This window comes from Paraburkholderia sp. BR10141 (genome assembly GCF_056155635.1).
In genome coordinates, this window is sequence record NZ_JBMIQH010000005.1 from 158,292 (window position 1) to 182,219 (window position 23,928).

The window sequence follows — 23,928 nt, forward strand, 5'->3', positions numbered from 1 at the left end:
CGCTATATTCTAGTCGCGACACGTGCTGCGCCCATCGAAGGACGCAGGATATCGGGTGGAAACACCTGCCATCCACGGTCGGGATGGCGGAAGAAAAACAGCGCGCGCGGTCCGTCCGCTGTCTGCGCCTCGATGAACACGCTCGCGATCCGCCCGGACGGCGCACGATGCACCGTCACGACCCGCACTGTCTGCCTGCTGGTGGGGTTCAGCCACTTCACGACTGCTGCCCCTAACGACTGCCGCACCGCCATCGCCGCCCCCCACGCTTTAGGTGAAATCATCGTAGACAGCCGTTAAACCGGCCGCCATCGGGACGGGTAGATAGTTCCCTCGGGATTGTCCGGTTCGTTTGTCAGGATTTCCTTCTCGCCGCGCACGACCGCGCGTTACTCGCCCACCAGCCCATGCCGGATCGCATAGCGGATCACCTCCGCGTTATTGCCCAGCCCGAGTTTTTGCATCAGCCGCATCTTGTGGGTGCTGATCGTCTTGGCGCTGAGCGCGCACGCATCGGCGATATCGTTGATGCTCTTGCCCGACGCGAGCATCTGCAACACCTGGAACTCGCGGTCCGAGAGCACTTCGTGCGGGGGCACATCGCCCGAATGCTTCTCGAACACCATGGCGTCGACGAGTTTCGGGTCGATAAAGCGCCCGCCGTCCGCGAGCTTGCGAATCGCGGCCAGCAGCACTTCCGGATCGCTGTCCTTCGTCACGTAGCCTGTCGCGCCGGCCCGCAGCGCGCGCGACGCGACCTGGGCTTCGTTGTGGATGCTGAGCACGAGCACCGGCAACGCAGGTTCCTCGGCGCGCACGCGGCGGATGAGATCGACGCCGCTGATGCCCGGCATCGTCATGTCCAGCAGCAGCAGGTCGACTTCGCAGGTCCGCAGCTTTTCGATCACCTCCGAGCCCTGCCCGGCCTCCGCCGTCACGACCATGTCGGCAGTCGTCGCGAGGATCTGCTTGAGTCCGCCACGCACGATGGCATGGTCATCGGCGATGAGTATTCTGATCATGGGGGTCTTCGAGCGGAACGTGGATCGAAATCGTGGTGCCAGACGCAATGCCGATGGTCAGGTCTTTGCAGGGCTGACTGTCGATGCTCAACGTACCACCAATCAGCCTCGCGCGCTCTGTCATGCCAAGCAGACCGTATGCGTACCTTGCATACGCGGCGGCCACGTCGAAGCCGCGGCCGTCGTCGCGCACACGCAAGTCGAGCGAGCCGGGCCCGGTGCTGAGCGTGAGCTCGACGCGCTGCGCCGCCGCGTGGCGCGCGACGTTCGTCAGCGCCGCCTCGACGATCCGGAAGAGCGCCGTGGCCTGCATGTCCGACAAGGCCGGCTCGCCGCTTGCCATGTGCAGTTCGCACGGGATGGCGTTGTGCCGGCTCCATTGACTGGTGAGCCATTCGAGCGCCGAAACGAGGCCGAAGTTGAGCGCCGCGGGCCGCAGGTGGCTTGCCACGTTGCGGACCATCCAGATCGTGCCTTCGACCAGTTCGCGCATGTCGTCGGCCCGGCCGACGGCCTCGGGATCGTCGGTGAGCCGCATCCGCAGAAGCGAGACGTCCATTTTCAGCGCCGTCAGCAACTGGCCGAGTTCGTCCTGAATCTCCAGCGCGCTGCGCTTGCGCTCGTCTTCGCGCATGCCCTCCAGATAAGCCGACAGGGCCCGCTGCTGCTCGCGCGAGCGCACGAGTTCGTCTTCCACGCGCTTGCGGCCGGAAATGTCGTGCAGGCCGACGTAAATGGCCGGTGCGCCATCGTAGTTCGACAGCCGTGCCGTCGCCATGGCCCAGAACTGCGTCCCGTCCGGCCGACGCAGATTCACCTCCGCGTCGCTGAAGCTGCCTTGGGCCGCGAGACAGCGCACGAGTCTTTCGCGCTCCAGCGGATCGACGTAGAAGTCGACGATATTGACGTTCGCGCGCGCCGCTTCATCGAGGCGCAGCAGTTCGCGAAACCGTGCGTTGGCATAGAGCAGTTGGCCGTCGGGCATCGAGGTGATGCCCATGGCCACCGGGCCCGATTCGACGATCGCGCGAAAGCGCGTTTCGCACGCGTTGAGCCCGCGCTGCTGCATGGCGAGTTGCCGGTGGGCCGACCGCAACGCGATGTGCGTGCGGACCCTGGCCACCAGCTCCTCGACGAGCACGGGCTTGCGCACATGGTCGGCTGCGCCGGCGCTGAGGCCATCGGCGAGACTTCGATGATGGCCTGCCGGCATCATGAGCACCACGGGAATATCGCGCGTGCGCGCATCCGACTTCAGGCTGCGGCAGGTGGCCAGGGCGCCCACACTGGCGGCCTCTGAATCGAGCAGAATCAGTTCGGGCTGGGAGACGTACGAACGCTCCAGCACCTCGAGGCCGCTGTTCGCGGCGAGCACCTCGAAGCCCTCCCATACGAGGTGGTCGGCGATCAAGCGGGTCTCGTTCGGCGTACCGCCCGCGACCAGTATCGTGCAGGGGTTCGTTGTCGTGGCCTGCGAGTCAGTCATCTTGCCCACGGTTGCTCCGGCCCTGGTTACTTTGTTTTGTCCTCGTCGCCAAAGCCATGGCCCTTCGGCAACCCTTTATCACGTATGCAGGTAATACGGATTGCGCGCCCCGTTAGCCCTCTATGTTCCAGGTGCCTTACGTAGCGAACGAATGCCTCGCGGAAATTTCCGCACGGTCGATCAGTTCGTCGAGACTGCGTGCGAGTTCGCCAAGCGCCGATAACGCATACAGATCGAGCTTGTCCGCATGGTTGCGGCGCAAGTCTTTCATGCTTTCCTGCAAGCGCCGTATCGTGCCCGCGCGGCTGTCCGGCAGCGGCCAGCAGTGCATCAAATAAGCCAGCGGCATGAGATTGCGGGATTCGCACCACGTATCGAACAGGCGCATGCAGATCGAGTTCACGTCCTGCACGCGCGCCTTACGGTCGCCCCACTCGGAAATCATCGCGCGTCGCCTCTGCCAAGCTTCGAATTTTGCTGACCTCATGATGAGCCCGCCAATGATCGCGTGCAGTCGTCTTCGACTGCAAACGGTAAAGGGGAACCCTGAATCTTGTGTCGGGAAATCCTGAATGGCGGACTTCGAGGCGCAATCGCACCCTTGAATGTCTGCCGGGAATTTCCGTCCTGGCCCGAAGTAAAGCGGATTGTCGGCGAGATTACGTCGCGTTATGCTGCGCGCGACTGACCGTTCGGTTCCACACAATGCCGCGCATGGCATACGCTGATTTCGTATGAACAGAAGACAGATGATCGCGCAATGCGTCGGTATAGGCGCGAGCCTGATAACGATGCGGGCGACCATGGCGTTGCCGGTCAGCCGTGGGCCAGCAAGCGTCGTATTCCTGAATCCGGGCGAAAGCGTGGAACACGATACGGGCCAGCACTGGCAACTCGTCTCGCGCTTCATGGCCGCGACTGCAAAACGCTTTGGCATGCAGCTGGAAGTGCTCTACGCGGAGCGCGATCATCTGCTGATGCTTCGCCAGGCCGAATCCGTAGCGGCACGTACAGCGGCGCCCGACTATGTGGTGATCGTCAACGAAAAGATGGCCGCGCCGCAGATGCTGCAAACGCTGGCACGCTCGAGCGCCAAAGTGCTGTTGATCCACAACGATCTGACCGAAGCCCAGCGTGCCCAGACCGGCAACGAGCGCGAACGGATCGCGAACTGGATCGGCACCGTCACCGCCGATGCCGGACGCGGCAGCTTTCGCCTCATGGATTGCCTGATCCGTTCGAACGGCAGCGGCCCCGCCCGCGTGATCGGCATTACCGGCGACCCTGCCACGCCGGTCTCTGCCGAGCGCGCCGCCGGGGTGCAGGCCGCGCTGGCGCGCCGGCCGCAGGACCGCATCGATCAGCTCGTCTATGGGGACTGGAGTTTTTCCGACGGCCGCGACAAGGCGCGCGTGCTGCTCTCGCGCTACCCGGATGCCAATATCCTTTGGGCTGCCAACGATTCGATGACGCTTGGTGCATTGAGTGCGGTGCAGGAGCGGCATCTGTCCACCATCGTCGGCGGGCTCGGTGCGCTGCCCGAAGCCGTGGCATCGGTCATTCGCGGCGACCTGGCCGCGATCGTTGCAGGCGACCAGTTCATCGGCGCATGCGCGCTGGTCCTCATTCACGACTACCACTACGGCGCGGACTTTGCGCAAGTGGGCGGACCGCGCCAGCGGCTCGACTATCTGAAGGTGCTCGACAGCAGCGACGCCAGGCGTTACGCCGAGATTGCCTTTCAAGGCCGCACGTCTCCCGATTTCAGCCGTTTCTCGCGCGTGCAAAGCCGGCGTGTGGGCGCCTACACGTTCGATCTCGACACCCTGCTCGATTCCGCTTCAAAGGCCGCGTAATGCTGCAAACCCTGTTGCGTGCCCGCTTCCCACGCAGCCTGCATGCGCAGCTCATGCTCTCGCTGCTGGTGCTCTGTACGCTGGTGGCGGGCACGTCGGCGTTCTTCCTGCTCGAGCATGCGCGCGAACGCCGGATCGCGGAACTCGACGAACGTGCGAACCGCATTGCCGATCTCCTCAGCCAGTCGCTCGCGCAGCCGCTCTGGAATGTCGATCGCGACGCGATCACACGGCAACTGAATGTGCTCAAACCGAATCCGGAGGTGGTGAGCTTCACCGTGACCGCGACCAACTATGGCGTGCTGGCCGACGCGAGCAATGCGCCGATGCCCGACCCGCAGGCGCGCGTGGTTCGCGTGCGGCCGATAGAATTCACGCCACCCGGCAATGCGCCGCCAGAAAAGATCGGCGAGGTCCGCGTGGTCCTGACGCGGGCCGCCGCCGACCGGGGTTTCGAGGCCGCGCGCGCAGCGGTGCTGGGAACGCTCGCGCTCGTGCTCGCCGTGGTGTACGTCACGACCTTTCTGCTCCTCAAACACCTCGTGCGCGAGCCCATCCGGCGCCTGGAAGAAATGGTCGACCGCATCGCGTCAGGTGATCTGGACAGCCGCTGCGCCATCGAATCCAGTGTCGAACTGGGCCGGCTGGCCGCGCGTGTCAACGTGATGGCGGAGCGGCTGCGCGACTCGACGGCATCGCTCAGGGAGAGCGAGCGCAAGTACCGGAGCATCATCGAGAATTCACTCGAAGGATTCTTCGTGCTCGATCGCAATGGCAAACTCTGCGACGCCAATCCCGCGATGGCCCAGTTGCTCGGCTACCGCGACGTGCAAGGCATGATCACGGCGCCACGCGACGACGCGAGCGCAGTTCATGCCAAGCCCCAGCCGTTTTCCAGCGGGAAAACGGCCCAACTCTTCGCGATGCTGCAATTGACCGGCAAGATCGCGGGCCTGGAAATCGAGCTGACTCGCGCCGACGGCACCGCGGTCTGGTGTCAGCTCAATGCCCGCGGCATACGCTACGACGGCGCGGGCCCCCAATGCCTCGAAGGACAGTTGACCGATATCTCGGGCCGCAAGCAGGCGATGGAGATCCTCACGCGCCATCGCGATCAGCTCGAGGAAGAAGTGCGCGAGCGCACGCGAACCGAGCAGCTGCTTCGCCATTCGCGCGAACAGTTGCGCCAGCTTTCGTCCCACCAGGAGTCGATCCGCGAAGAGGAGCGGCGGCAGATCGCCATGACGATCCACGACGAACTGGGCCAGTTGCTCACCGCGATCAAGATCAATGTCTCCTTGCTCAAGCTTGCGCTGAGCCAGGGCGCCGAGTGGCAACAAAAGGTGGGCGACATCGGCGGGCTGGCTGAACGCACCATCGACATCGTGCGCAACGTCGCGAGTCACCTGCGACCGGCCGCGCTGAATTTCGGGCTCCTGTCGGCACTCGAATGGCTCGTTCAGGACTTCACCCGACACAACGCAACGGTCTGCACGTTCCTGCTCGAAGGCCGCGAACCTTCATTGAGCGACGACCGCGCGACGGCGGTGTTCCGCATCGTCCAGGAGGCGCTCACCAATGTCAGCCGCCACGCGCAGGCCTCGCATGCCGAGGTCGTCCTGCGTTGCATCCATAACCACTTCGAACTCGAGGTCCATGACGACGGCAACGGGTTCGACGTGGCGAAGGCGATCCGTGGGGATTCGTATGGACTGCAAGGCATGCAGGAGCGCGCACGGATGATCGGCGCGCAGTTTCATATCGAAAGCCGGGACGGGCCGGGATCGACGGTTCGCATCGTGTTCAACGAGACGACGGAAAACGTCAGTCGAGCGCTGCCCGCCGATAGCGAACTCCGCTAGTCATGCCTCGTCTGCCTGGCGCTTTTCGCTAGATGCGAAATCCTGATGGTCGTTTCCCTGATTTGCCAACCTGGCCTCATGTCCCGGCGCCCGGCGTCGGCTGTGCGAGCCGCCACGCGAGATTGGCGCGTGCCGCGGCCTCGCAATGCGAATGAAAGTAATCGGTCAGGTAGATGCGCGGGCGCGCGAGCAGCGTCTCCAGCATCCGCCGCTCGTGCATGGCGTAGGCGTGGTCGTCCAGGTCCGGGCGTTCGGCTCTCAGGCGCATGCCGTTGTCCTGAAACTGGCGGCGCGGTGCGCCCAGTGACGCGAGATCGATGTCGCACGCGAAGCGCGCATCCAGTTCATCCGGCGCGCGGGTATGCCGGGTCGCGAGAATCGCTTCGCAAATGCGCGCGCAAGCCGCGATGCGATCGTCTGCGCAGCGCCGCAGCCACTGCGCGCTGCGCTCCTCATTGTCCTGAGCGCCCGGCACATAGATCACGTCGTGGCACCACAGCGCAAGCTCCACGAGATTGCCATGCGCAATCGCCTCGCGCGCCCGGTCGAAATCGCGCAGGCAGCGGTGCACGTGGCGCAGCGTGTGGTAGTGCCGCCCCGCCTCGCCATAACGGCGCGCGAGATCGGCATAGACGGCCTCGGCGCGCGCGCCCCCGCTGCGCGACCACAATTCGACGAAGCGTCGCTGCGTGCGGTTCACCCCTGCTCCTTTGCGCGCTGCGCAATGCTCGGAGAAAATTCCTCACGAATGTCGATGGTCGCAGATACAGCAGGTAAGGCACGTGGTCCTCGAAACTGCGCATCACGGGCTCATTATGCGCCGCATGCCCTGCGGGAACAGCCCCGATATTCACCTGGCATCACGTTGGCAACATCGATGCAAACGTATACTCCCTGCCAGTATTCGCCTATACTACCCCACAGTATCTTCAATCGATGCCGTCATGCCCCATTCCCCCGAAGAAAAGAAGCGCGTGCTCACGCGCGTGCGCAAGGTTCGCGGCCAGCTGGACGCGCTCGAGCGCGCGCTGGAGGAAGGCGCCGATTGCGCGCCGGTGCTCCAGCAACTGGCGGCGATTCGCGGCGCGATCAACGGCGTGATGGCCGGTGTGCTCGAAAGCCACTTGCGCGAAGAATTTACCCACCTTGCGGGATCAGCGGAGTCCCCGGGATCGATCGACGATGTCGTGACCCTCGTTCGAACCTATTTACGCTAGCTCACCGCGGGATTTTTCCCGCGCCGATTCGGCCGACCTTCTTTTTTTACAGGACTACTATGAAATCGCGTGCTGCAGTTGCGTTTGGGCCGGGCAAGCCCCTCGAGATCGTCGAGATCGACGTTGAACCGCCCCGCAAGGGCGAGGTGCTGGTCAAGATCACGCATACCGGCGTTTGTCATACCGATGCCTTCACGCTCTCCGGCGACGACCCGGAAGGCCTCTTCCCCGTCGTGCTCGGCCACGAGGGCGCCGGGATCGTCGTGGAAGTGGGTGAGGGCGTGACCAGCGTGAAGCCCGGCGATCACGTCATCCCGCTCTACACCGCCGAATGCGGCGAGTGTCTGTTCTGCAAGAGCGGCAAGACCAATCTGTGCGTGTCCGTGCGCGCGACCCAGGGCAAGGGCGTGATGCCCGATGGCACGAGCCGTTTCAGCTACAACGGCCAGCCGCTCTATCACTACATGGGCTGCTCCACGTTCAGCGAATACACCGTGGTGGCCGAAGTCTCTCTCGCCAAAATCAACTCGCAAGCCAATCCCGAGCAGGTGTGCCTGCTGGGCTGCGGCGTGACCACGGGTCTGGGCGCGGTGAAGAACACCGCCAAGGTGCAGGAAGGCGATAGCGTCGCCGTGTTCGGCCTGGGCGGCATCGGACTTGCTGTGATCCAGGGCGCGAAGCTCGCCAAGGCCGGCCGCATCATCGCCATCGACACCAATCCGGGCAAGTTCGATCTGGCGTGCGCCTTTGGCGCCACCGACTGCGTAAACCCCAAGGATCACGAGAAGCCCATCCAGCAGGTGATCGTCGACATGACGGGCTGGGGCGTGGATCACAGCTTCGAATGTATCGGCAACGTCAACGTGATGCGTGCGGCGCTCGAATGCGCGCATCGTGGCTGGGGCCAGTCGGTCGTCATCGGCGTAGCCGGCGCGGGTCAGGAAATCTCCACGCGCCCGTTCCAGCTCGTGACCGGCCGCCGCTGGCTTGGCACGGCATTCGGCGGCGTGAAAGGACGCTCGCAACTGCCGGGCATGGTCGAAGACGCGATGGCGGGCAAGATCCAGCTCGCGCCGTTCGTCACCCACACGAAGCCGCTCTCGGGCATCAACGAAGCGTTCGACTTGATGCACGAGGGCAAATCGATCCGGACCGTCGTGCACTACTGACACGCAAGGAAGGAGACAGACCATGGCCTCGGCCATTCACCCCACGGTTGACCGCGGCATCCAGAAAGGCGCCGAAAGCTTCGCGGGCGGCACGCTGCGCTGCCCGTCGAAAGACGCGGGCTGGGACGGCCCCGGCTTCGCAGCCTTCGTGTCCTCGATCATCGAGAGCGGCACACCGCCTTCGGCCATGGCCGACGTGCGCCAGACGCTGCGCGACAAGGGCCTCGAGCCGTACGGTTGTCTGAGCCCCGCGCTCATGGACATTCTCTCCACTCAGGCTGCGAAAGCCAAAGGCACTTACCGGGAGGCCTGAAACGCTTATGGAGCGCATTGAACGACACGTCAGCCACGGCGGCAGCCAGGAGGTCTGGAAGCACGCCTCTTCCACCGTTGGCGGCGACATGAAGTTTGGCATCTATCTGCCCGAGGCTGCCATGCGCGGGCAGAAATGTCCCGTGTTGTACTGGCTTTCGGGCCTGACCTGCACGGAACAGAATTTCATCACCAAGGCGGGCGTGCAACGCTACGCGGCGGAGCACGGGATCATCGTCGTCGCGCCGGATACCAGTCCGCGTGGCAGCGATGTGCCCGATTCGCCCGACTACGACCTCGGCCAGGGCGCGGGCTTCTACGTGAACGCCACGCGGGAACCGTGGGCGAAGCATTTCCGCATGTACGACTACGTGGTCTCCGAATTGCCCGCCCTCGTCGAGGCGGGTTTTGCGGCGAGCGAGGCGCGCTCGATCAGCGGGCATTCGATGGGCGGGCACGGCGCGCTGGTGGTTGCACTGCGCAATCCGGGCCGCTATCGCAGCGTATCCGCATTCTCGCCGATCGTCGCGCCGAGCCAGGTGCCGTGGGGCGAAAAAGCGCTCACCGCCTACCTCGGCGATGACCGCGAGGCGTGGAACCAGTATGACGCCGTGGCGTTGGTCGGCAGCGCGCGCGAACGCTTGCCGCTACTCGTCGAACAAGGCGGCGGCGACGAATTCCTCAATGCGCAGCTACGGCCGGAATTGCTGCAGGCTGCCTGCGCAAAGGCGGGACAACCGTTGACGCTCAACGTTCGTGAAGGCTACGACCATAGCTATTACTTCATCGCCAGCTTTATCGGCGAGCATATGGCCTTTCACGCCAAAGCGCTGGCTTGAAACGTGCCGCGCGCCCGTTCGCTGGTTTCGGCGGACGGGCGCGTTCTCTATGGTCATCCAAAGGCAAGGCGCCGAGGCCGCCGCTACGTATAACCCAAAGTCATGCGGCCAGGAAAATAAAGCGCATTGACGCTGTACACCCCATCCTCCAATACTCAAAGGCAACACGCTATCAATGCCAGGCCAGGAGAAAGAGGATGACGAGCGCCCCGCTTTTGGATGCGACACGCAGCACGATCGAACCGACCCGCAAAGACGCGATCTTGCGTGACGTCCGGGCCTGGCGGCTCGCGCGCGTGCAGGAGCAATTACGCAAGCACAACGTGCCCGCCATCCTGCTCTATGACCCGGTGAACATTCGCTACGCGACCGACACTTCCAACATGCAGGTATGGGCCGGCCGCAATCCCGCGCGTTACGTCATGGTCTTCGCAGACGGTCATGTCGTCGCCTGGGAATTTCACAGCAGCGAGCATGTCTGGGACGGGCTGGACCTCGATGTGGAATTGCGCGGCGCGCTCAGCTGGACATTCTTCAACGCGGGCCACGAGGCGGAGCGCCGCGCGCAGGTCTGGGGTGCCGAGATCGTCGACGTATTGCGCCAGCACGCACCCGGCGAACATGTGCTGGCAGTCGACCGGCTCGATCCGTTCGGCGCAGCCTACCTGGAAAAGCACGGCATCTCGCTGCTCGACGGACAAGCCCTGATGGAAACGGCGCGATTGATCAAGTCGTCCAGTGAACTCGTGTTGATCGGCGAATCGTTGCGCACCTGCGAGGCGAGCATCGGGCGCATGAAACGCGAGCTTCGCCCCGGCATGACCGAGAACGACCTGTGGGCGTATCTCCATTACGAAAATATCCGGCACGGCGGCGAGTGGATCGAGACCCGGCTTCTCGCCTCCGGCGACCGCACGAACCCGTGGATGCACGAATGTTCGTCGCGCGTTCTACAGAAAGGCGACCTGCTGGTCTTCGACACGGATATGGTGGGACCGAACGGCTACTGTTCGGACATCTCCCGTACGTGGCTCGTTGGTGACGGCCGTCCTTCTGACGAGCAGCGCAAGCTCTACGAGTATGCGTTTGCACAGGTCCATTTCAATATGGAGCTTCTTCAGCCGGGCATGACGTTTCGAGAGTTCTCGGAAAAGGCGTGGAAGATTCCGGAGCCGTTCGTCAAGAACCGTTACTGCTGCCTTGCCCACGGTATCGGCATGGTCGACGAATATCCTTCGATTGCCCACCAGGTCGATTGGGACAGCGCGGGCTACGACGGTCGCTTCGAAGTGGGCATGACGGTGTGCATCGAGAGCTATATCGGTGCGGAAGGCGGTACGCAGGGCGTCAAGCTCGAGCAGCAAGTCGTGCTCACCGAGGACGGCTGCGCCTCTTTGACCGGTTGCGCCTTCGAGACTGACTGGCTGTGACATGTGGCGTGCGGCGTTCAGGGACGCACTTCGCGCTCGTTACGGCGTGCCCGCCAGCACGCCGTCGGCGATTGCGCGGGTGATTAGAACTTGTGACGGATTGCAGCGCGAATCACGAGCTGATTCGAGTTAGACGAAACGTCCGCGGCACCCGGAACATAAGCGACGTCGAGCGCCGTTTGGGTCTTGTCGCCGCCAACGTGCTGATACGCACCCTGCAGATAGAGATCCGTGCGCTTCGACAGATTGTAGTCCGCCATCAGACCGATGGTCTGATAGTTCGGATGCAGCTTGCCGGTGGTGGCATTGAAATCCGCGCGCGTGTAGGTGTACATCGCACCCACGAAGAAGGCCGGGGTGAACTGATATTTCCCGTTCACTTCGAAGTTCTGGAAGCGCAGCGACGACAGATTCGATCCGGCGGGAGGCGTGATCGCGCCAATATAGCCGTTGCTGACCGGTTGGGTGACGGCGGTGTTCGTGTATGCAAAGCCCAGCGTTGCCGAACCGATCGTATAGTTGATCCCCGCGCCGAAGATACGCAGGCGTTGCGCCAGGAAATTTTCGTCGCCGCCGTTGTTGATCGCGCCAGTGGCCGTCGAAGATGGGTTGTTGGCCTGCACATATGACGCCGCGATCAAAAGCGAACCGTTCGTGTACTGGGCGCCGACGCTGTACTGTCGGTTGTTGGCAAAATTCGTGTCGTTGCTGAAGCTATACGTGCCGCCGAACTGGAAACCTGCGAGCGACGGGCTCGTATATTTCGCCGTGTTGTTCACGCGAAACGTGTTGTCCGTGTTGTCGTTGTCATACGGGTGCGAAAAGAGATAGCCGGCCCAGTTTCCATTCGCCGTAGTCTGTGCGAGAAAATCGACCAACGAGTCGTACTGGCGCCCCAGGGTGACCGTACCATACGTGTCGCTCGCCACGCCAACAAAGGCCTGCCGGCCAAACATCAAGCCGCCCTGCCCGAGTTTCCCGTTATTGACGTTGAAGCCGTTTTCAAGCTGGAACACGGCTTTCAGACCACCGCCGAGATCCTCCGCGCCCTTCATGCCCCAACGGCTGCCTTGAACATAGCCGCTCTGCAGTTCATACAGCTTGCTGCCGCCTGCATTGTTGTGAAGTCGAAGCCTTCGTCGATCACGCCATAGAGCGTTACCGAGCTTTGAGCCATCGCGGGAGCGGCAAATGCCGCCAATATCGATGCCGCGATTACACTGCGTCCTTTCATCGAAGTTCTCCAAACCTGGTTGTCATTCGAGAACGAATGATCGTATGTACGTTTTCTGATTGATTAAATATGTAGCTTACCTAAGTATTCTTGTCTGTGGTTGTCTCCTTTCATTGTCATCAATCTATGGCACGACGAGGAACCGGTGCGCGGAGTATTGAAGCAACGCCGCAGGCTTTCAACGTGATTTATTTTCCTTTTCGGATGACTTTAAATTAAGTGATCTCTCGGCACTGCTACCGCAATCTATTCGATTCACCTTGCAGTTGCCGAGCCGGTGCCTCGACATATTCCTCAGGCAACGGGGTATCCGGCTCCGGCGTGCCCAGCAGCGCCTCATGAGCGTTCGGCAGCCGCGTCGTGCGATATTCGTTGGGCGACTCGCCAAATTCCTTGCGAAACTCACGGCCGAGATGCGAGGCGTCGGAAAAGCCGCATGACGACGCGATATCCGCAACCGTGCGGTCCGAACTCGTCAACAGCCATGACGCCATGCGTATGCGGATCTGCCTCGCGTACGCGCCCGGCGATTTGCCGGTTTCCGTCGTGAAAAGGCGTTCGAGCTGGCGCACCGAAACATCGAGCCTGTGCGCCAGGTCCGGCAGACTCAGCGGCTGGCCAACGTGTTGCTCCATCAGCAGAATCGCGCGCCTGACCTTGGGATGCGTGGCAGGCGCGAGGCCCGGAGGATGCGGTTGCGGCGCGTTGCCTTTCTGCGCGTCGTCCACGAGCAGAATACGCAGCGCCTTGCGCACGATCGTGGCCTCGACATGGCGCAGCAGAATCGCCGCGGCCACGTCGATCGACGCACGGCCGCCGGAACACGTAATGCGCCTTCTGTCGATCACGAAGAGCCGGTCCGCAACGAGGTCGCGCTCATCGGCTTGCGGAAAACGCTCGACGAAATCCCAGTAGTGGAACCAGCTCACGCAAATTCGATAGCCGTTCATCACGCCGGCCCGGGCGAGTGCGAACGCCCCCGTACAGAGTCCCACGAGCGTGGCCGGCGTTTCGGCCATCGCGCGAATGAAGGAGAGCGTTGCGTCGCTGGCCGGCGGTCCCGAATGCAGCAGCCCGCCTACGATCACGACATAGTCGAACGCCTCATCCGCATCGAAGGTCGTCCACGGTGTGATCTGGATTCCGCAACTGGCGCGAACCGGAACGAGGTTTTCTCCGACGATGGTCCATGCGCACCGCACCGGCCGGCTCATGTCGCCTTCGTCGCTGGCGAGCCTGAGCAAATCGACGAAGCCGGAGAACGCGGTCAACGTGAAGTTGGGCAATAGCACGATCCCGAAACGCAGCCGCCTCGCCGCCGTGGCTTCGCTGTCAATCGCGTGGTGAACCATGAGGACCGCCTCTGTCAATGCATTCCAGACAATCGATACGGTCGAAATCCGTTGCCCGTTGATTAGCCTGTGATAATTAGCCGGTGACCGCAACACCGGCATCGAGCCAGTCGCGCATCATCGCACCGGCTTCTTCGCTGAGCCAGTTCCGAAACTGCAGATACTCGGTGCGAGGCCGCGCATTCCGGTGCGTAATCAGATAGTGGTAGCGGTCTCTAAAGACGAGCGCATCCGGAACAGGCCGTATCAGGCGTCCCTGCTCGACCTGAAGATGGAGCAGATGATGCCAGCCCAGCAGCGTCCCTTCGCCGGCTTCCGCCTGCGCGACGAGAAGCCGGTAGTCGTTGCTCTCAAGGTTGCGGTTTTCAGCCAGCATGTCCGTGCCGTCGCCCTGCTGGAACCAGTTGCGCCACACTCGCCAATCCACGTGTTCGCACACCTGGGCGCGCCCGAGCAACGAGAGATTCAACGTGGGTTCGGAAAGCAGGTCGAGCGGCTTGAGTTTCTTGCCGCGAAAATACCGGTCGTAAAACGTCGGGCTGCAAACCGGATAAACGACATCATGAAACAGCGGCTCGACCTCATACTCCGGCTCACGCGGCGGATTCTTCGTGATGATGATGTCGGGCTCCATGAGTTCGTCCAGTTCCATGAAGTGCTCGGTGACCATTACGTGCAGCCGGATATCCGGAAAGCGCGCACGAAACGCCGGGAGGCGCTGCGACAACCAGAGGGCCGAAAACGTATGCGAGACGCAAATCGTCAATGCGTGCCGATCCGTGCGCCGCACCGCCTCCGCCGCTTCGGCGATATTCATGATCGAGAGGTACGACGCGTTGTACAGAATGCGTCCTGCGTCGGTCAACGCGATATGCCTCCCGGTGCGCTCGAACAGCGCGACATCGAGCGAGTCTTCGAGCTCCTTGATTTGTCTGCTGATTGCGGCCTGCGTCACGCAGAGGACCTCCGCCGCCTGGGTAAAGCTTTCGTATCTCGCCGCCGTCACGAAGCAACGGAGAGCACGGAGCGACGGCATCTGGGCGAGGAGTCTGTCTGCGAATAGCTGCTTCTTTAACATGGCTTGCGCTCTTTAAACGGGTGCTCGCATGGCGCATTCAAGCTCGCCACGAACGATAAAGGGATCCGGATGAGAATAGTGTGCGAGTCCGTTTGCCCCGTGGCAAGTGAGGCGTTCCATAATATGGGTCTTATAAATGATGCAGCATCGCCCTTCTACTGTGGTGCCGCCAGTTCGCCAGCCGTTTGTTCGCCGCGCGGAGAAAAGTGTGATCCGCTCGAATGACAGGCCCGAGCGCAGCAGCCCGGTCACCACGGCCTTTGTGATTGCACCCGTTCCAACGAATCCGATGCGCATTAGCATGCAAGTCCTGTTCAGCTGTGGCGCAAGCGCGCCACGGAAGGCGAGCGGGGCCTGACGGCCCGCTCGCGCGCGTTACCGCTGCCAGTTCAGGCGAGTTTCAACCAGGTCGTCTTCAGCTCGCAATACTGGTCGTGTGCGTAGACCGACTTGTCGCGGCCGCCGAAGCCCGATTGCTTGAAGCCGCCGAATGGCGTCGAGAGGTCCCCCTCGCCGAAGCAGTTTACCGTGACCGTGCCCGCACGGATCCGCGCCGCAACCTTATGCGCACTGTTCACGTTGTCGGTCCACAACGAAGCCGCCAGTCCATAGCAGGTGTCGTTCGCGATGCGAATGGCGTCTTCCACGTCCTCGTATTCGATAAAACACACGACCGGCCCGAACACTTCTTCGCGCGCGATGGCCATATCCGGCGTGACCTGATCGAAGATCGTCGGCTCGACGAACCATCCGCCGGTCTCGGTCAGCACGGCACGTCCGCCGCAAACCACGCGTGCGCCCTGCTCCTTCGCTTTCTCGATGTGCGTCAGCACCTTCTCGTAGTGCTTTTGCTCGATCAGCGCGCCGAGCTTGGTGTCCGGGTCGAGCGGGTCACCCGTCCTCCAGCGCGCGAGAACAGCCTGAACTTTCTCGATCAGTTCCGCCCGATTGCTCGATGGAACGAGAATGCGCGAACCGGCGCTGCAGTTCTCTCCCATATTCCAGAACGCAGCGGCGACGGCCTGTTCGGCGACCGCATCGAGATTCGCGACATCGGGAAGAATCACCTGCGGATTCTTGCCGCCGCATTCGAGCACCACACGCTTGAGGTTGGTATCCGCGGAATAGTGCAAAAAGCGCTTTCCGGTCGCGGTCGAGCCCGTGAACGCGACGAGGTCGACATCGGGATGGCGGCCCAGCGCCTGCCCCGCGCTATCGCCGAAACCCGTGACGACGCTGAACACGCCCGCGGGCACGCCGGCCTCGAGCGCGAGATCCGCGATGCGCAGAGTCGAGAGCGACGTTTGCTCCGCAGGCTTCACGACCACGCTATTGCCAACCGACAAAGCGGGACCGATCTTCCAGGCCAGCATCAGCGCGGGGAAATTCCAGGGCAGGACCGCGCCCACCACGCCAATCGGCTCACGCGTGATCATGCTAACGACATCCGCGCCCGAAGGCGAGAGCGCGTCGTAACGCTTGTCAGTCACTTCGGCATGCCAACGAATGCAGGCTGCCGACTCGGGAATATCCAGCGCGAGGCATTCGCTGATCGGCTTGCCCGCCTCCAGCGCTTCGAGAAGCGCCAGCTCGTCCACATGCTCGTCGATCAGTTGCGCGAGGCGAAGCAGCACCGCCTTGCGATGGGCCGGCGCGGCCCTTGACCATACGCCAGTTTCGAATGCATTGCGGGCAGCGGCGACCGCGTGATCCACATCCTTTTCACCGCATTTCGCCACTTCCGCAAGCACCTTGCCCGATGCCGGATTGAGCGTAGCGAAGGATTCTCCCGCTGCCGAATCACACCGCTCTCCGGCGATGAGTGCCCGGCCGTCGAGTGCCAGCTCCGCGGCTTTCTGCTTCCATTCCTGATGCGTCGTCATCTCGTGTCCTTGGTTGATTAAAGCTCGGCGCCCGCCGACATTTCCTTTGCCCAGATCGTCGCCGACACGGCCATGTCCACGATGGGCCGAACCGGCAGCGAACGCGGGTGGGGTTGATTCAGAAGCTGATGGACAAGCTCGCTGCTTTGGCCAAGCGCGTATTCGGCAATCAGCTTGCCCGACGACGATCCTCGGCTCAGCCCGAGCCCGTTGCAGCCCACCGCTTCGAGAATGCCATCGTCGCGGCGGCCGAACAGCGCGCCGTTGTTCGCGGAGAGACACAGTGGACCGCCCCACGTATACTCGAGCTCGACGCCCTCGAGCATGGGGAATCGGCGGTCGAACGAGCGCTGATGCAGCGTTTTCGCCTTCGCGAGATCGGCTTCGGACACCTGCAGTCCCGGCCTGAACGCAAAATGGTTACGCACGCAAATACGGTCCGTGGCAAGACGGCGCACGGTCGTGCCCATGGGGTCAGCCGGGATCAGCGCCCACGACCGCGTTCCGCCCAGCTTCTCGACCTCGCCCGCATTCATGACGCGCGTCATCGATGCAAAGGTGTAGACGGGCAGCAAGCCATTGGGGTGGATGCCGAACGTCGCAGCATAAGCGTTCGTGCAGAGAATCACCTGTTTGGCGACGATCTTTCCCTTGGCGAAATGCAGGACTTTCTCGTTGCCGCGATGCTCGATTTCGGTGACTGCGCTCAGCTCGAATACCGTGACGTTCTCCGGCTGCGTGGCCGCGAGGCCGCGCATGAGCGCCGCAGGCTGCACCGTGCTGCAGCCCGGCGTAAATAGCGCCCCCTGATAGAAGTCCGTGCCCGTTACCTCGCGGATGGCTGCCTGATCGAGCCATTCAAAAGCTTCGTCGATGCGCGTCAGACCCCGCGCAAAGTGCAAAAGCGCGTCGAGCCCCTTCTTGTTGACCGAGGCGTGGAATTTCCCCTCGTCGCGCCAATCGCAGTCGATATTGTGTTGCCGTACGATCGAGCGCACGTAGTCGATGCCATGCCGCTGGAACCGCACGTCGGCCTTGTCCTCTGCCACGCTGCGCGAATAGCTTTCACTGCTGATGTCGTGGGGCAAATCGACGAAGAATCCGGAATTACGGCCGGCCGTCGCGCGCCCGATGCGATCGGCCTCGACTAGCGCGATCGATGCATCGGGCGCCAGTTCGGCAAGCCGGCGAGCCGCGCAAAGCCCGGTGATGCCGCCGCCCACAACGACCCAATCGTATCGATGCTCCGACGACACGCTTCTGGCAGGCCCCGCCGGCGGGAGACTCTCCCACCAGCCGTTGACGCCATCTGGCGCAGGAAACCGCGCGAATTCCAGGTTCGAGACCATTTTCGGTTATTACTGGGCGTTGCGAATAAGCGGTTGCACAAGCTGCGCAAACGCGCTGCGCTCCTCTTGCGTGAGCGAGCCGAGCGGTGCACGCGCCACACCAACCGGCAGCCCCACCAGTTCGCAACCGTAGCGCACGTACTGAATGAATTTGCCGCTGCGCTCGAGCAGTTCGAGCACCGGCAGCAATTGCGTCATCAGTTTGCGGCCCAGAACGAAATCGTTCTGTTTGACGCACGCATCGAACAGCGCCGTGTGTGCTTCCGGCAGGAAGTTGGAGGCGCCGCCTACCCAGCTCTTCGCGCCCCACGCGAAAAATTCGAGGGCCTGGTCGTCCATGCCGCAGCTGAGCACCAGCCGGTCCTTGAAGTGCGTGACGAGATGATGCAGATGCGAAATATCGCCGGTGCTCTCCTTCATGGCGATAAAGTTCGGGCGCTCGAGCAGCGTTGCCAGCACGTCATCGCTGATCTCCGTGCCCGTGCGGGCCGGAAAGTTGTACAGCATGATCGGCATGTCGAGCGCGTCGTCGACCTTCAGCATGTGGCTGAGCAGTTCTTCCTGCGTGGGCTGCGCGTAGTACGGCGCGGCCACCAGCAGCGACGACAGACCTGCACGCTTCGCTTCGAGACCCAGTCGAGTCACTTCCTTCGTCGTGGTCGCGTTGATGCCCGCGGTCAGATAGGTTTTTCCACCCGCCGCCTCGGCAACGGTGTTGAAAGTCTTGACGCGTTCCTCGAAGCTCAACGCGTAGTATTCGCCGGTGGTGCCGCCGATCCCGAGTCCCGATACGCGGCCTGCGAGATTCGCTGCATGCTTGCCGAGCAACGCATGGTCGATTTCACCGTCTTCCTTGAACGGTGTGACCAGCGGAGTATGTACGCCCTCGAAGCTCATTTCGATTCCTTTGTTCAGTAGTCTTCAAACAGATAAACGGGTCTTCACTGCATTTGCGCGCTGAGTGCCTGGGCTTATGCCAGCGCGTCGGCGTGCGAATAAATCGGATACTGGTTGCACAGATCCCGTACGCGGCTGCGCACGGCGCGCTCGACGTGGTCGTCGCCGCCCGGCTCGCGCTCGACGCCCGCCAGCACTTCGAGAATCATTTCGCCAATCTGCTCGAATTGAGCCGTGCCGAATCCGCGCGTCGTACCGGCCGGCGTGCCAAGCCGGATGCCGGAAGTCACTGTCGGGTTTTCCGTATCAAACGGAATGCCGTTCTTGTTGCAAGTGATGCCCGCGCGCTCGAGGGCTTTTTCAGCCTGCGTGCCCGTAATGCGTTTGGAACGAAGATCGACGAGCAGCAGATGGTTATCGGTGCCGCCCGTGACGAGCGAGAGCCCGCCCGATTGCAGCACGTTGCCGAGCGCCTCGGCATTGCGCAGCACGCGGTCGATATAGCCCGCGAACTCAGGACGCAACGCTTCGCCGAACGCCACCGCCTTGCCCGCGATGACATGCATGAGCGGACCGCCCTGCAAGCCGGGGAACACGGCGGAATTGATCTTCCTGGCGAGGTCGCCGTTGTTGGTCAGGATGAAGCCGCCACGCGGGCCGCGCAGCGTTTTGTGCGTGGTCGACGTCACGACGTCCGCGTACTTGATCGGATTTGCATGGCGGCCGGCCGCGACGATGCCGGCGATATGCGCCATATCGACCATCAGCAGGGCCCCGACGCTATCCGCGATTTCACGGAAAGCCGCAAAGTCGAGCGCGCGCGGATAGGCCGAATAGCCCGCGATAATGAGCTTTGGCCGGTGCTCCTGCGCGAGCCGCCGCACGGCGTCGTAGTCGATGCGACAAGTCTGCGGGCTCACGCCATATTGCACGGCATTGAACCACTTGCCGGAAAGCGCTGGCCACGCGCCATGCGTGAGGTGGCCGCCGGCGTCCAGCGACATGCCCATCACCGTGTCGCCCGGCTTGACCAGCGCGAGCATGACTACGCCGTTTGCCTGCGCGCCGGAATGCGGCTGCACGTTGGCATATTCGGCGTCGAACAGGGCCTTCACGCGGTCGATCGCGAGCGCCTCGATGCGGTCCACATGCTCGCAGCCGCCGTAATAGCGCTTCGACGGATAGCCCTCGGCATACTTGTTGGTCAGCACCGTCCCTTGCGCTTCCATCACCGCCGCCGAAACAATGTTCTCGGAAGCGATCAATTCGATCTGCGTTTGTTGCCGGCGCAATTCGAGCGCGATCTCCGATGCGATGACCGGGTCACGGCTCTGGAGCGTTTCAGAAAAGAAGCACGAGTATTCGCTCACAGGTCACTCCAGGAAGTAATCGTGTCAAGCAGGCCCTGCTAGTACATGAACTCGGGGCAGCGGGCCTTTCCTGCCCCCGTGAATACGAACCTGGTGGTTACTGCTGCAGCCAGGCTTTCAGCTTGTCCGGGTGCGCGTCGACGAACTTCTTCGCGGCGGTCGCATAGTCGTTCGTGCTGTTGCCTTCGAGTTCGATGGCTTCGACATCAGCCAGCGTCAGCTTGAAATGCTTGAAGAACACGTCGGCGCGGGGAAACCTGGTGGCGAACTGTTTGGATGCGAACGCGTGGACCTGTTCTTCGCCGCCCAGCGTGCCCTTGGGGTCCTTCAGGTAGCGCATCTGCCATTTCTGCCAGAGCCAGTGCGGGCTCCAGACTGTGGCCACGACCCACTGCTTCGTTTGATACGCACGCGACACGGCAGCGAGCATCCCGGCTTCGCTCGACGACTGCAGGTTGTAGCCATTCAGGTCGTAGGCCTGAACCGACTTCTGGGAGGCCTGCATGAGGCCCGAGCCCGGACCAATGCCCTGGATCGTGCCGTCGAGCTTGCTTTTGACGTCCGGCTTGTTCAGGTCCGAAATCGACGACACTTCCGACTCCGGCACGTAGGCGGGCACGGCCCAGCCGTTTCGGCCGCCCGTGTAAATGACGCCGACATCATCCAGATCGTTCTTGTACTTCGCGTAGTACACAGCGTGCGTCACCGGTAGCCAGCCGCCCACCATGATGTCGAGGTCGCCGCGTGCCACGCCCTGGAACTGAATGCCGATGTCTGCATTGACGAACTTGACCGGCTGATTCAGTTTCGCTTCGAGCACGTACTTGGCGACGTTGGCCGTGGCGAGAACGTCGGCCCAGTCGGTGATCGCCAGCTTGATCGGCTCCGCCGCTACCGCAGACCCGACGCCGACACTCATGGCGACGACCGTCGATAGCGCCAGCTTCGTCACGAGTGATTTGAAAGTATCGCTAATCATGTTAGTACTCCGGATTTATATTGAAACTACTCATTCGTCACGGATGACCTGCCTGTGATGTCAGGCAGGCATCCGGCTAGTCAGCTATGCGCCGCTTCGGTGGTGCCAGCTTTGCCCACCTTCGCGACGGGTCTCCTCTTCTTCGATTTCACGCCGAACGTCTCCGTCAGGCGGTCCAGCACGATGGCCAGCAGCACGACGCCGAGGCCACCTTCGAAGCCGATGCCGATGTCAAGCCGCTGGATGCCGCTCAACACATATTCGCCGAGGCCGCCTGCGCCGATCATCGAGGCGATCACGACCATCGAAAGCGACATCATGATGGTCTGGTTCACGCCGGCCATGATGGACGGCAATGCATTCGGCAGCTGGATTTTCCAGAGCAGTTGCGCGTCGGTGCTGCCGAACGAGCGGCCTGCTTCCAGCAATTCCTCGCGAACCTGGCGGATGCCGAGCGTCGTGAGGCGCACCACGGGGGGCATGGCGAACACGACGGTGGCGATCACGGCAGGCACGCGGCCGAGGCCAAACAGGATCACGGCGGGAATCAGATAGACGAACGCCGGCATGGTCTGCATGAAATCGAGCAGCGAGCGCAGAATCAGTTCCACCCGCTTGTTGCGCGCGCCCCAGATGCCGAGCGGCACGCCGACGATGAGGCTGAAAACCGTCGCGGCAACGACAAGGGCCAGCGTAGCGACCGTTTGCGGCCACAGCCCCATGTAGTGAATGAGCAGCAGCGCGATGCCGACGAACACGGCGAAGGCGATCCCACGGCGCCACAACGCGAACGCCACGAGAAAGACGAGCATCGCGACGAAGGGAATCGCCCCAAGGCCGTCTTCGAGCAGCTTGACGACTGCGCCCAACGCCGCGGAAAACGCGTTGAATCCGCCCTGGAAGTGATTGAACAGAAAATTGACGGCGTTCTCTGCGAACTTGCCGATGACTGACGAATTCATGCTGCCCTCCGCTCCATAACCTGTTTGAGTATCGTTCGGCACGACACGACTCCCGCGAGCTTGCCTGCCGCGTCCGTCACCGGCACGTCGTGTTGCTGGCTCAGTGCGATCGCGGAGAGTTCGTGCAGGTCGGTGTCCAGCGAGACCGTGCTCAAGTTCTTGAGCAACGCTTCGCGCAGGGGTTGGGCACCCGCCCTGTGCAGCGAAGCGGGCGTGACGCAGCCCTGGTAGCGGCCGGCTTGATCGCACACGTAACCGCACTCGGCACCGCTATCGATCAGTTGATTGAGGTAACGTTCAGCGGGCGCGCCGACGTCGCCGGTAATCAGTCCGCGCTCGACGCGGGTCATCAGGCTCTCGGCCTTGAGGAAACGCGAAACGTCTACGTGACGGAAGAAGTCCCGTACGTAGTCGTCCGCAGGAGACTGGATCAGTTCGGCGGGCGTGCCGACCTGAATCAGACAGCCGTCTTTCATGATGCCGATACGGCCGCCAATCTTGATGGCCTCTTCGATATCGTGCGAAATGAAGACGATGGTTCGCTGCTCCTCCTTCTGGAGCCGCAGCAGTTCGCTTTGCATTTCGAAGCGGATCAGCGGATCGAGTGCGGAGAAGGCTTCATCCATCAGCAGCACAGCAGGATTGACGGCCAGGGCGCGCGCGAGACCGACCCGCTGCTGCATGCCGCCCGAGAGTTCGCTGGGCAGCAGCTTTTCGTACGAGCCGAGTCCCACGCGCTTGAGCGCGGCGCGTGCGATTTCATAGCGCTCGGACTTCTTCATGCCCGCGACTTCCAGGCCATACGAGATGTTGTCGAGCACTGAGCGGTTCGGCAGCAGCGCAAACGACTGGAACACCATCGCCATCTTCTTGCGGCGCACTTCACGCAGTTCGGGCGTGGACATCGGCGCAATGTCGCGGCCTTCGAGAACGACCTGGCCGGACGTCGGCTCGATCAGGCGATTGAGCAGACGCACGAGCGTCGACTTTCCGGAACCGGAGAGTCCCATGATGACGAAGATCTCGCCGGCCTTCACGTTGAGGCTGACGTCGTTGACCGCCACCATGTTGCCGGTGCGCTTGAAGACCTCATCGCGTCCCAGGCCCTGCTTGACCAGTTGCGCAGCAACCTCGGGCTTCGGGCCGAAGATCTTCGACAGGTTCTTGACCGTCAGGATGTCGGTTCCTGATATGGCAATGGGCCGGGCCACCGAAGGCGTACCCGCTGTGTTGATTGCGCCTGGCGGCAATGTGTCGCCCGGTGCGAACGTCAGATGAGGGGCCATTTGTCATCCCAGCTGGCTGGTTCAGAAAAGTGGCGCTGGTGAACTCCGGTACGGCCTGAAGTTCTAGCGCGGCGATTCAGCTCGCATCGACGCTTATCCGGTTTCGAATTCACTATTTCGGTGAATCCGGCTCGGGTGCAGCAACTGATGCAGTGATTGCAGCGTAGCAATCCAAATTGCGCGCTCCAGCTACATTTTTTCGGCCCTTTCCCATACCTTTGGTAATGCATGCAAAGTGCCCGGTGAGTAATGAAACGTTTAGCGAATAAGCGAACGGCGCGCGGACCCTATACGGGTTGGGACTTTGCGGGCAATTGAGTGCCGGGAACGGCTGCCTTTGGCCCA

The 23,928-nt window shown here is 62.3% G+C and carries 21 protein-coding genes and 1 pseudogene; 7 read left to right on the plus strand and 15 right to left on the minus strand.

Annotated elements, in window-relative coordinates; genetic code table 11:
- Window positions 1-2 precede the first annotated feature (2 nt).
- The 4 genes from ACOJB8_RS09275 to ACOJB8_RS09290 form a co-directional block, all read right to left on the minus strand.
- Window positions 3-284, minus strand: coding sequence for a hypothetical protein (locus ACOJB8_RS09275; protein WP_475012167.1), 282 nt, complete (start codon window positions 282-284; stop codon window positions 3-5).
- 105 nt (window positions 285-389) lie between these two features.
- Window positions 390-1,022: a response regulator gene (locus ACOJB8_RS09280; protein WP_069263858.1), complete on the minus strand. Its 633-nt coding sequence runs from the start codon at window positions 1,020-1,022 to the stop codon at window positions 390-392.
- On the minus strand, window positions 997-2,508 hold the full coding sequence (locus ACOJB8_RS09285; RefSeq protein ID WP_069264170.1) for a histidine kinase: 1,512 nt from the start codon (window positions 2,506-2,508) through the stop codon (window positions 997-999). Before ACOJB8_RS09285 ends, ACOJB8_RS09280 begins: the two co-directional genes overlap by 26 nt.
- A 136-nt stretch (window positions 2,509-2,644) precedes the next feature.
- Window positions 2,645-2,953 (minus strand): hypothetical protein, encoded by a 309-nt coding sequence (locus tag ACOJB8_RS09290; protein WP_069263856.1) that lies wholly within the window; start codon window positions 2,951-2,953, stop codon window positions 2,645-2,647.
- Between the two features lie 289 nt (window positions 2,954-3,242).
- On the opposite strand from ACOJB8_RS09290, the gene ACOJB8_RS09295 reads away from it, so the two are divergent.
- Window positions 3,243-4,364, plus strand: a complete 1,122-nt coding sequence (locus tag ACOJB8_RS09295; RefSeq protein WP_342947546.1) for an ABC transporter substrate-binding protein — start codon at window positions 3,243-3,245, stop codon at window positions 4,362-4,364.
- The gene (locus ACOJB8_RS09300; protein ID WP_475012169.1) at window positions 4,364-6,226 is read left to right on the plus strand and encodes a PAS domain S-box protein; all 1,863 of its coding nucleotides are present in this window, start codon (window positions 4,364-4,366) and stop codon (window positions 6,224-6,226) included. The genes ACOJB8_RS09295 and ACOJB8_RS09300 overlap by 1 nt, the downstream gene beginning before the upstream one ends.
- A gap of 76 nt (window positions 6,227-6,302) precedes the next feature.
- On the opposite strand, the gene ACOJB8_RS09305 is transcribed toward ACOJB8_RS09300, so the two are convergent.
- The gene (locus tag ACOJB8_RS09305; protein WP_475012171.1) at window positions 6,303-6,926 is read right to left on the minus strand and encodes an HD domain-containing protein; all 624 of its coding nucleotides are present in this window, start codon (window positions 6,924-6,926) and stop codon (window positions 6,303-6,305) included.
- Window positions 6,927-7,170: 244 nt separating this feature from the next.
- Between ACOJB8_RS09305 and frmR the strand changes: the two genes are divergently transcribed.
- The 5 genes from frmR to ACOJB8_RS09330 all read left to right on the plus strand — a co-directional run bounded on the left by frmR (window position 7,171) and on the right by ACOJB8_RS09330 (window position 11,193).
- Window positions 7,171-7,443 (plus strand): formaldehyde-responsive transcriptional repressor FrmR, encoded by a 273-nt coding sequence (frmR, locus tag ACOJB8_RS09310; RefSeq protein WP_028203886.1) that lies wholly within the window; start codon window positions 7,171-7,173, stop codon window positions 7,441-7,443.
- Between the two features lie 59 nt (window positions 7,444-7,502).
- The gene (locus ACOJB8_RS09315; RefSeq protein WP_475012174.1) at window positions 7,503-8,612 is read left to right on the plus strand and encodes an S-(hydroxymethyl)glutathione dehydrogenase/class III alcohol dehydrogenase; all 1,110 of its coding nucleotides are present in this window, start codon (window positions 7,503-7,505) and stop codon (window positions 8,610-8,612) included.
- A 22-nt stretch (window positions 8,613-8,634) separates the two neighbouring features.
- Window positions 8,635-8,925 (plus strand): hypothetical protein, encoded by a 291-nt coding sequence (locus ACOJB8_RS09320; protein ID WP_368605264.1) that lies wholly within the window; start codon window positions 8,635-8,637, stop codon window positions 8,923-8,925.
- Between the two features lie 7 nt (window positions 8,926-8,932).
- Entirely contained in the window at window positions 8,933-9,763 is an 831-nt protein-coding gene (fghA, locus tag ACOJB8_RS09325) for an S-formylglutathione hydrolase (RefSeq protein WP_475012176.1), read from the plus strand.
- Between the two features lie 197 nt (window positions 9,764-9,960).
- Window positions 9,961-11,193 (plus strand): M24 family metallopeptidase, encoded by a 1,233-nt coding sequence (locus tag ACOJB8_RS09330; RefSeq protein WP_475012397.1) that lies wholly within the window; start codon window positions 9,961-9,963, stop codon window positions 11,191-11,193.
- Window positions 11,194-11,276: 83 nt separating this feature from the next.
- Here ACOJB8_RS09330 and ACOJB8_RS09335 read toward each other — a convergent pair.
- The 10 genes and pseudogenes from ACOJB8_RS09335 to ACOJB8_RS09380 form a co-directional block, all read right to left on the minus strand.
- Window positions 11,277-12,427 (minus strand): annotated as a pseudogene (locus ACOJB8_RS09335) (porin).
- A 236-nt stretch (window positions 12,428-12,663) separates the two neighbouring features.
- On the minus strand, window positions 12,664-13,779 hold the full coding sequence (locus tag ACOJB8_RS09340; RefSeq protein WP_083245201.1) for a GlxA family transcriptional regulator: 1,116 nt from the start codon (window positions 13,777-13,779) through the stop codon (window positions 12,664-12,666).
- Between the two features lie 76 nt (window positions 13,780-13,855).
- The gene (locus ACOJB8_RS09345; RefSeq protein WP_069263839.1) at window positions 13,856-14,857 is read right to left on the minus strand and encodes a LysR substrate-binding domain-containing protein; all 1,002 of its coding nucleotides are present in this window, start codon (window positions 14,855-14,857) and stop codon (window positions 13,856-13,858) included.
- A gap of 389 nt (window positions 14,858-15,246) precedes the next feature.
- The gene (locus tag ACOJB8_RS09350) at window positions 15,247-16,740 is read right to left on the minus strand and encodes an aldehyde dehydrogenase (RefSeq protein WP_368685276.1); all 1,494 of its coding nucleotides are present in this window, start codon (window positions 16,738-16,740) and stop codon (window positions 15,247-15,249) included.
- A gap of 17 nt (window positions 16,741-16,757) precedes the next feature.
- The gene (locus ACOJB8_RS09355) at window positions 16,758-18,089 is read right to left on the minus strand and encodes an NAD(P)/FAD-dependent oxidoreductase (RefSeq protein ID WP_475012179.1); all 1,332 of its coding nucleotides are present in this window, start codon (window positions 18,087-18,089) and stop codon (window positions 16,758-16,760) included.
- A gap of 9 nt (window positions 18,090-18,098) precedes the next feature.
- Window positions 18,099-18,986, minus strand: a complete 888-nt coding sequence (locus ACOJB8_RS09360; protein WP_475012181.1) for a dihydrodipicolinate synthase family protein — start codon at window positions 18,984-18,986, stop codon at window positions 18,099-18,101.
- A 74-nt stretch (window positions 18,987-19,060) separates the two neighbouring features.
- Window positions 19,061-20,356, minus strand: a complete 1,296-nt coding sequence (glyA, locus tag ACOJB8_RS09365; RefSeq protein WP_475012183.1) for a serine hydroxymethyltransferase — start codon at window positions 20,354-20,356, stop codon at window positions 19,061-19,063.
- 97 nt (window positions 20,357-20,453) lie between these two features.
- Complete coding sequence (locus ACOJB8_RS09370) at window positions 20,454-21,335, minus strand: glycine betaine ABC transporter substrate-binding protein (RefSeq protein WP_475012185.1); 882 nt, start codon at window positions 21,333-21,335, stop codon at window positions 20,454-20,456.
- Between the two features lie 80 nt (window positions 21,336-21,415).
- Complete coding sequence (locus ACOJB8_RS09375; protein WP_069263825.1) at window positions 21,416-22,297, minus strand: ABC transporter permease; 882 nt, start codon at window positions 22,295-22,297, stop codon at window positions 21,416-21,418.
- A complete protein-coding gene (locus ACOJB8_RS09380; RefSeq protein ID WP_475012188.1) occupies window positions 22,294-23,583 on the minus strand; it encodes a quaternary amine ABC transporter ATP-binding protein in 1,290 nt (429 codons plus the stop codon). Before ACOJB8_RS09380 ends, ACOJB8_RS09375 begins: the two co-directional genes overlap by 4 nt.
- Window positions 23,584-23,928 lie beyond the last annotated feature (345 nt).